This window comes from Acidiphilium rubrum, assembly GCF_900156265.1.
GTDB classification, from domain to species: domain Bacteria; phylum Pseudomonadota; class Alphaproteobacteria; order Acetobacterales; family Acetobacteraceae; genus Acidiphilium; species Acidiphilium rubrum.
On sequence record NZ_FTNE01000055.1, the window covers coordinates 1 to 8,084 of the forward strand.

Sequence of the window (8,084 nt, forward strand, 5' to 3'; positions counted from 1 at the left end):
GAAGCTCGGTCACGCCTCCGTCGAATCCCATCCGACGTGGTCACGTCAATTCACAATCGATTCAACACGCCGCCCGGCGGGGATGAGCAGCTACGATCTGACAGCGGCAGAATCCCAGCCACGCCATCGTCAACAAATTTTTGAACGGCTGCGGTCGTGAATATCGCGATCACAGAAGGACGCCGCGCGACGAACATCCGTTTCCGGGCGGCCAGCGCACTCAACACTTGTTCGGCGGCGGTCCGGGCCATGCTCCGATCTAGTCCAGCCTGCTCTGCATGCTCCTCGAAAATCATCGCCAACATGGAGTCGTATTCGTCCGACGTTGTAAGATAGCAGATCGGCCCGTAAAGCTGTAGAATCTGATCGGCTGTCTCTTCGAGCTGCCGAATGCGTTCGAGATAGCCGATTGGACGACTATAATACTCCACACCGATACCGAGCAGTGTCAGGGGCGAAATTTTTAATAATTCGGCCAAGCGCTTCACGGTATCAAGCTTGATAACCTCGCCTTTTTCGTATCGATACAGTGCCGCACGAGATACGCCCAACCGCGCGGCAATTTCTTCGGCTTTCAGCCCCGATTCCATACGATATGCACGTAGTTGCTGGCCGATTTCATTGAAGTGCATCATAGTGTTAACCCCCACTCGTGAACCGGGCCGTACCCCGGCGTTGTTTCTGGATAGCAGAAAGTCCGTAAACCGTTTTAAATAGAAAACTTTGAGAGTAAATTCGTCAAACTTCTTAAATTAATAAGATGGCTAAAGATATACTCATTAACTGCGACGGTAGCAATAGATTTTTTCGAGAAATCCAAAAAACAGAAAACCAAACCTACTATACAACCACAGGTACGCATTGTGCTCTAGCCGGCGTAATGCTGAGACGAGTTTAATGCAATGAAGAATCGTTTCACAGATGGTTAACGAAGAGAAATGGGCGCTCGGCAAAAAAACCTAAATCGATCCCGCGCGGAGGCTTCCGGGCGAGAGGCGGAGCTTTTCGCGGCGGCTTGGTATGAGGGGCAAGGGTATGATGTGCTCGCACAGCGTGTTAGAACAGCTCTTGGCGAGATAGACTTAGTTGTCGCATCTTCGGAGATACTTATCTTCGCCGAGGTAAAAGCGCGTGTTGAGGAGCGTTCTGCTGCCGAAGCCGTCACGCGTCGTCAACAAGCGCGGCTGATAGGGGCTGCAGAAATTATTCTCGCGGAACATCCTGGCTGGGGCCGGGAGCTGACCCGTTTCGATGTGATTCTGGTCGTAGGCGGCGCGATCGTCGCAATCCCAGACGCATTCAGGGCGGATCAAGTGTGACGATGAGACAGTGTTTACGCTGCGACGGATCTGCAAAACTGGTTTACGGCCGCGAAAATGTTGAGCTTCTAATACACTGAGAGAGTCCATGGTTAATTTTGCGATTAGGCGTTCTTCTTTTCTAGACATGAAGTCGCTCATTCAGCCCCGGATCAGGAATGACTTCGCGTTCTGGCCGCTCCGTACAACACCCTGGCTTATCACGGATGATGCCAGAGGTCTGCGGATAGATCGATCAGGCACAGTGATCCTCGGGTACAACGGTGATCCAAACGAGATTTTATCCCTAGCGCGGTTGGCGGGCGAGTGGATTTTGCTTGTGAGAGCCGGTGTCCGGATCATTTCAGCCGGCTGGGCCGCTGCGCGTGCGGCGGCGCAATTTGCCAAGGCGGAGCATTTCGCATTTGAACACGGCTTACATTGGACCAATGAAATGGGCGACGACCGTCCCGCATCGGTCGATCGTTTGCGCGATATCAAGGATACGCTGGCCGCCTGTTGGAACGAATGCGAGACCGATTTTCCGGTCGACGATGCCGCTCGGATTATAAGGCTCTGGTCAGTCATCGGAACCTGCGAAACGATCATGGAGACTGGCGGTGATATTCGCCTTCAACGCGATCCTCAAACTGATTTGAACGGGTATGGTTGCAGTCACCGCCCTCGACCCTGGGCCGTCACCTTCGCATCGTCGACCGCCTCCTCCGTCTCCGAACGCGGGTATGAGGCGGCGGACCGCGCGCGCCTCCGCCTGACTGCCGCAATGCTCCGATCAGGTGATCGGTCGCCACTCCTCGCCGAATCATTGGCAATCCGTCGCGCCATCGGGAAGGCATTCGGCGTTCCGCGGGGCGGTGCGGTCGCGCTCGCGGCATCAGGAACCGACAGTGAACTACTTGCTCTGGGACTCAGCCATCTTCCAGCCACCAACCAACCGTTCACAACCATTTTGCTGGCGCCTGAGGAAACCGGCAGCGGCGTTCCGATGGCAGCCATGGGGCGGCACTTCGCGGTTGATACGGCGAGGGGGGTTGACGTGTCTCGTTCCGAGCCGATCGAGGGATTCCGGCCTGACACGGCCCTGATATCAATTCCTTTGCGTGACCGCGAAGGGCAGGTCAGACCCGCCGCCTCTGTCGAAGCCGAGATCACCGCGGCTGTGGCGGCAGCGATCGATAGCGGTCATCGTGTCATTTTGCACGCGCTCGATCTGTCGAAAACCGGCCTGCTGGCACCCTCCATGGCACTCCTCCGCAGCTTGCGGAGCCGTTTTGACGGTGCGCTCGATATCGTTGTCGATGCTTGTCAGTCCCGGATCGCCCCTGAGCGCGTGCGTGACTATCTCGCGCTGGACGCTGTAGTCCAGGTCACCGGCTCGAAGTTCCTGACCGGGCCACCGTTTGCCGGCGCCGCCCTGATGTCCCAGGCGATCGCCGCGCGCTTGACAAGCGGCGCCCTGCCGGCCGGGCTTGGTGCCTATTTCAGCCAGGGCGACTGGCCGCGCGGCGCGACTGCGGCGCATCGATTGCCGGTCGGCACCAACTATGGATTGCTCCTGCGCTGGCGTGCGGCGTTGGCGGAATACCGATCGTTCGCGGCGGTGGGACCGGCGCAGACAACAGCGGTCATTGAACGATTCAAGGATACTGTTGTTCGAGCCATCGAAGCGCATGGCATCTTCGTGCTGCAACCGGTCCCTGCGCTGCAGCGCAATGGCGCGTTATGGGACAACGAGCGGACCATATTCGCATTTGCCGTCCGCGAGCCCGGTAAATCCGGCCGACTGCTGGACCCGGCGGCGATGCGTCTGCTGTACCGTTGGCTCAACGCCGATTGTTCGGCTCTCTTTGTCGCAGCCAGCGAGCGCGCGTTGGCCGCCCGGATTTGCCATATCGGTCAGCCGGTTGCATTGCCAAATACAGGCGGTGCTCAAACCGGATGGTTAAGAGTCTCAGCGGGCGCCCGCCTCATCTCGGGCGAACCATCCCATCGTGGCCTGGCGATCGAACGCCGACTGGCGCGCGAGATGGCCGATCTGACCACCGTGTTCGACAAGATTGCCCTCCTTCACGCCAACTGGAACCGCGTGCAGGCCGCCGACCCTATGGCGCGCTATCGGTAGCCCGGAAGGTCATGCGACCAAGGCCCGTTCCAACGCAGCCAGCCCTTCATTCAAAACGGCGTCACTGACGGTCAAGGGCACCAACAGACGAATCGCGTTGGCATTGACGCCGCATGACAGCAGGATCAGCCCGTGCTCACGCGCACGGGCCAGTACGTGCTTTGTTTGGTCCGGAGCAGCCACGTATCCGCCACGCTCCTTGACCACATCGAAGGCGATCATGGCACCGGGACCGCGGATCGCAGTGATCGGGACGACATCGTTACGCGATGCTATACGGTGCAGCGCGGATTTGATCGTCGCGCCGATGACGTTCGCGCGCTCGACCAGGTTTTCGGATTCAATCACGTCGAGCACCGCAAGGGCCGCCGCACAGGCGAGCGGGTTGCCCGCATAGGTGCCGCCGAGCCCACCGGGTTCCGGAGCATCCATGATCGCGGCGCGGCCGATCACGCCGGACAGGGGAAATCCGCCCGCCAGCGATTTCGCAACGGTCAGCATATCCGGTTTGACACCGGAATGCTCGATGCCGAACATGCGCCCGGTACGACCGAAACCGGTCTGAACCTCGTCGGCGATCAACAGGATACCGTGGTGGTCGCAGAGTTTTCGCAATGCGTGCAGCAGTTCGACCGGCGCGGGTATGAAGCCGCCTTCGCCCTGGACAGGCTCGATCACGATTGCCGCCACCCGGGAGGGCTCGATGTCGGCCCGGAACAGCATCTCGATCGCACGCAATGTATCGGACACGGTGACGCCGAACGGCTCGAACGGGAACGGCGCGTGATAGATCTCAGCCGGCATCGGCGCGAACAGGCGCTTGTAGGGCAGGACCTTGCCGGTCATCGCCATGGTCAGCAGCGTGCGGCCATGATAGCCGCCGGCGAAGGTTATGATGCCAGGGCGACCTGTTGCTGCGCGGGCAATTTTTATCGCATTTTCAACGGCTTCAGCGCCGGTTGTGAGAAAAATTGTCTTGGCTGGCCCTTCGATCGGTGCGATCGCGTTCAGCCGTTCGGCCAGCTCTATGTAGGGTTCGTAGGGCGTTACCTGAAAGCACGTGTGGGTAAAGCGTGCGAGTTGCGCTTCGACCGCGGCTATGACTTTGGGGTGTCGGTGCCCGGTATTGAGAACCGCGATGCCGCCGGCGAAGTCGACGTAGCGGCGCCCGTCCTCATCCCACAACTCGGCGTTCTCGGCACGAGCGGCGTAGACCGGGTGGGCGACGCCAACGCCGCGCGGTATGGCGGCTTCACGCCGTGCCTGCAGACTGGCGTTGCTCGATTTCATGAAGGTCTCCTCAATTCACGGTGGCGCCGCGTATCGTGGCCGCTATGGCGAAATCAGGCTCCGTTGCGGCTCTGATCTGTTCAATCGTCACATCGTCCGGCTTGTCGATCAATGTGAGCGAAGGTGAGTTGTGGGCATCGACTTCGAAAACCGCGAGGTCGGTCACGATCATGCTGACAACGCCCTTGCCGGTCAGCGGCAAATCGCATGATTTCAGGATTTTCGGTGCGCCTTTTGCGGTGTGCTCCATCAGGACCACCACGCGGGGTACGCCGGCGACAAGATCCATCGCCCCGCCCATTCCTTTGACCATCTTTCCCGGGATCATCCAGTTGGCCAGATCGCCATTTTCGGCCACCTGCAGTGCACCGAGGATCGAGATATCGATATGCCCGCCGCGCACCATGCCGAACGACGCGGCACTGTCGAAATAACTGGTGGTGGGAAGATCTGTTACGGTCTGTTTGCCCGCATTGATCAAGTCGGCATCCTCATCGCCTTCGAACGGGAACGGCCCGATGCCCAGCATACCGTTTTCAGAATGGAGCTGTACCGAAATTCCCGCCGGTATATGGTTGGCAACCAGGGTGGGAATGCCGATACCAAGGTTGACGTAGAAACCGTCCTGCAATTCGAGGGCGGCGCGCGCGGCCATTTGATCTCTTGTCCATGCCATGTTCGGTCTCCCTAAGCCCGCTTGCGCACGGTGCGCTGTTCGATGCGTTTATCGACTTGATCGAGCAGGACGATCCGTTTGACGAAAATGCCCGGTGTTACGATGTGATCACCATCGAGACTGCCGGGCTCGACCAGATGCTCGACTTCCGCCACCGTCATTTTTGCGGCGGTTGCCACCATCGGATTAAAGTTGCGCGCGGTCTTGCGATAGATCAGATTACCCTCGGTATCGCCTTTCCAGGCGTGGATGATTGCAAGATCACCGACGATGCCACGTTCCATCACGTAATGTCTGCCGTCGAACTCTCGCGTCTCCTTGCCCTCGGCCACGGCGGTGCCAAAGCCGGTTGCCGTGAAAAAGGCGGGAATTCCGGCACCGCCGGCGCGGATCCGTTCCGCCAGCGTACCCTGCGGGTTGAATTCAATGTCGAGTTCACCTGCCAGGTACTGGCGCGCGAACGTGGCATTTTCCCCGACATAGGAGGAGATCATCTTCTTGATCTGCCGGGATTCGAGAAGAATGCCAAGGCCGGCTCCATCGATCCCGGCATTGTTCGAAACGATCGTGAGGTTGCTGACGCCGCTGTCGCGGATGGCTTCGATGAGCGCCATCGGCACACCACAGAGGCCAAATCCGCCGGACAGGATGGTCATGCCGTCACGCAGGAGCCCGGCGAGCGCTTCGGTGGAATTTTTATAGACCTTGCGCATGCGTCTAGCGCTCGACGCACATGGCAACGCCCATGCCGCCGCCGATACAGAGTGTGGCAAGGCCTTTGTGCACGCTGCGTTTCTGCATTTCGTGCAACAACGTAATCAGCACGCGTGCCCCGGATGCGCCGATCGGATGGCCGATCGCAATCGCGCCGCCGTTGACGTTGACCTTCGCGGGATCGAGGCCAAGGCCCTTGTTCACCGCGCACGCCTGGGCGGCAAACGCCTCGTTGGCCTCGATCAGATCAAGGTCTGCCGCCGTCCAACCCGCCCGATCGAGCGCCTTTTGCGACGATGGGATCGGCCCGGTTCCCATCAGGGCCGGATCGACGCCGGCCGTGGCAAAACTGGCGATGCGGGCGAGGGGGGTGATGCCGCGCCGTGCGGCGTCCTTTGCCGACATCACCATCAGGACCGCGGCCCCGTCGTTCAGGCCTGACGCGTTGCCGGCTGTTACCGTGCCGTCCTTCGCGAACGCGGGCTTGAGGCGTGCCATGCCTTCCGCCGATGAGTCATGGCGGATGTACTCATCATCGGACACGACGACATCGCCTTTACGTCCCGACAGCGTCACCGGCGCGATTTCGTCCTTGAACCGACCCGATTTCTGCGCGGCAGACGCCTTTTGCTGGGACGCGAGGGCCAGGGCATCCTGATCGTCCCGACTGATCTGATAAGCGCGCGCGACGTTCTCGGCGGTCGTCCCCATGTGGTACCCGTTGAAGGCGTCCCAAAGACCGTCCTTGATCATCGTGTCGATCAATTTCATGTCGCCCATTTTGGTGCCGGTGCGCATGTGGGCGCAATGCGGGCTCATCGACATGCTCTCCTGACCGCCCGCGACCACGATATCGCTTTGGCCGGACATGATCTGCTGCGCCGCCAGAGCGACGGCGCGCAGGCCGGAGCCGCAGACCTGATTGATGCCGAATGCCGTCTTCGCGTCGGGTATCCCGGCATTGCGAGCGGCCTGGCGGGCCGGGTTCTGGCCTTCGCCCGCTGTGAGGACCTGTCCGAGAATGACCTCGTCGATTTCGTCGGCATCGATCCCCGATCGGTCGATTACCGCCTTGATCGCAACTTCACCCAGGATATGAGCCGGCGTGTTCGCAAACGCGCCATTGAAACTACCGACCGGCGTACGTGCCGCGGCAACGATCACGATGTCTTCCACGAGTTTTTCCTCCAGATATCTTTACTGCGCGCAGCATAAACCTGTTGCGCCGTTGCCGCTACTGGTCGGCCGGGATGGATCTTCCGCCCTCGCGTGTTGGTTTCGGCCGGGCTTGTAACGGGGTAGGCGGGACGGCGTTGATCGAGGCGGCGGCGTCCAGTGGTCGCGGGATGTCCCCAGCGCCCGGCCGTGCTAGCATTCAATACCTTTCTCTGCCATTCTACCGCAGCGCACCACGACTTCGTCATAGATATGCGAAAGTTCGTTTCGGGTGAAAGGGAAGGGGCGATAACGATGGCTCAAACACCGGATGAGACGGCAGCAACGCAAGTTGTTATCAAAAAATACGCAAATCGTCGCTTATATAACACCGAATCGTCCTCGTATATCACTCTTGAAACCTTGTCCGAAATGGTCAGGGCCGGCCGGGATTTTGTTGTCTACGATGCTAACCGCATTTATTCATGAGGGCGTTTCATTCAATTCTTCTACAATTAGCTATGCAACCTGACGTCGTGGGCGCGTGACGACTCACCGGCCGCTCTGGGCTGGTTTTGATGAGCTTGGCGATGTGTCGGCGCTGGAGTTGGATGAGATCGGGACCGGTCGGGGCAACCGCCCCTGGGCTCAGACCAGTAACCTGGGCAGTCTGGCCAGAGCGTAGCGGAGAATGACCTGATCCGGCATCGATCGCGGCAGATGCAGGCGAATTGATTTCTTCAATGTCTCGACCTGGACGGCGAGTTTGATCAGGCGTAGCCGCAAGGTATCGAACTGGATACCACGC

General features: G+C 59.5%; 7 protein-coding genes and 2 pseudogenes. 3 read left to right on the forward strand and 6 right to left on the reverse strand.

Annotated features, from left to right (window positions below; translation table 11 throughout):
• Positions 1-92 precede the first annotated feature (92 nt).
• Positions 93-632, reverse strand: a pseudogene (locus tag BW994_RS18305) (helix-turn-helix domain-containing protein); the annotation flags it as partial.
• Between the two features lie 306 nt (positions 633-938).
• Here BW994_RS18305 and BW994_RS18310 point away from each other — a divergent pair.
• Both BW994_RS18310 and BW994_RS18315 read left to right on the forward strand, forming a co-directional pair.
• Positions 939-1,319: a YraN family protein gene (locus tag BW994_RS18310; protein WP_029313491.1), complete on the forward strand. Its 381-nt coding sequence runs from the start codon at positions 939-941 to the stop codon at positions 1,317-1,319.
• A 127-nt stretch (positions 1,320-1,446) separates the two neighbouring features.
• Positions 1,447-3,441, forward strand: coding sequence for a hypothetical protein (locus tag BW994_RS18315; protein WP_217696481.1), 1,995 nt, complete (start codon positions 1,447-1,449; stop codon positions 3,439-3,441).
• Between the two features lie 9 nt (positions 3,442-3,450).
• Here the strand turns inward: BW994_RS18315 and gabT are convergent, their stop codons facing one another.
• Genes gabT through BW994_RS18335 form a run of 4 tightly spaced genes read right to left on the reverse strand, consistent with a single transcriptional unit; the run spans position 3,451 to position 7,297 of the window.
• The gene (gabT, locus tag BW994_RS18320; protein ID WP_029313487.1) at positions 3,451-4,731 is read right to left on the reverse strand and encodes a 4-aminobutyrate--2-oxoglutarate transaminase; all 1,281 of its coding nucleotides are present in this window, start codon (positions 4,729-4,731) and stop codon (positions 3,451-3,453) included.
• Positions 4,732-4,741: 10 nt separating this feature from the next.
• Positions 4,742-5,407: a 3-oxoacid CoA-transferase subunit B gene (locus BW994_RS18325; protein WP_029313486.1), complete on the reverse strand. Its 666-nt coding sequence runs from the start codon at positions 5,405-5,407 to the stop codon at positions 4,742-4,744.
• A gap of 11 nt (positions 5,408-5,418) precedes the next feature.
• Positions 5,419-6,120, reverse strand: a complete 702-nt coding sequence (locus BW994_RS18330) for a CoA transferase subunit A (protein ID WP_029313485.1) — start codon at positions 6,118-6,120, stop codon at positions 5,419-5,421.
• A gap of 4 nt (positions 6,121-6,124) precedes the next feature.
• The gene (locus tag BW994_RS18335; RefSeq protein ID WP_029313483.1) at positions 6,125-7,297 is read right to left on the reverse strand and encodes an acetyl-CoA C-acetyltransferase; all 1,173 of its coding nucleotides are present in this window, start codon (positions 7,295-7,297) and stop codon (positions 6,125-6,127) included.
• 294 nt (positions 7,298-7,591) lie between these two features.
• Here BW994_RS18335 and BW994_RS18340 point away from each other — a divergent pair.
• Positions 7,592-7,747: pseudogene (locus tag BW994_RS18340) on the forward strand (polyhydroxyalkanoate synthesis regulator DNA-binding domain-containing protein); the annotation flags it as partial.
• Positions 7,748-7,924: 177 nt separating this feature from the next.
• Here the strand turns inward: BW994_RS18340 and BW994_RS19475 are convergent.
• The coding region (locus BW994_RS19475; protein ID WP_076454819.1) for a transposase at positions 7,925-8,084 on the reverse strand (160 nt) is incomplete at its 5' end.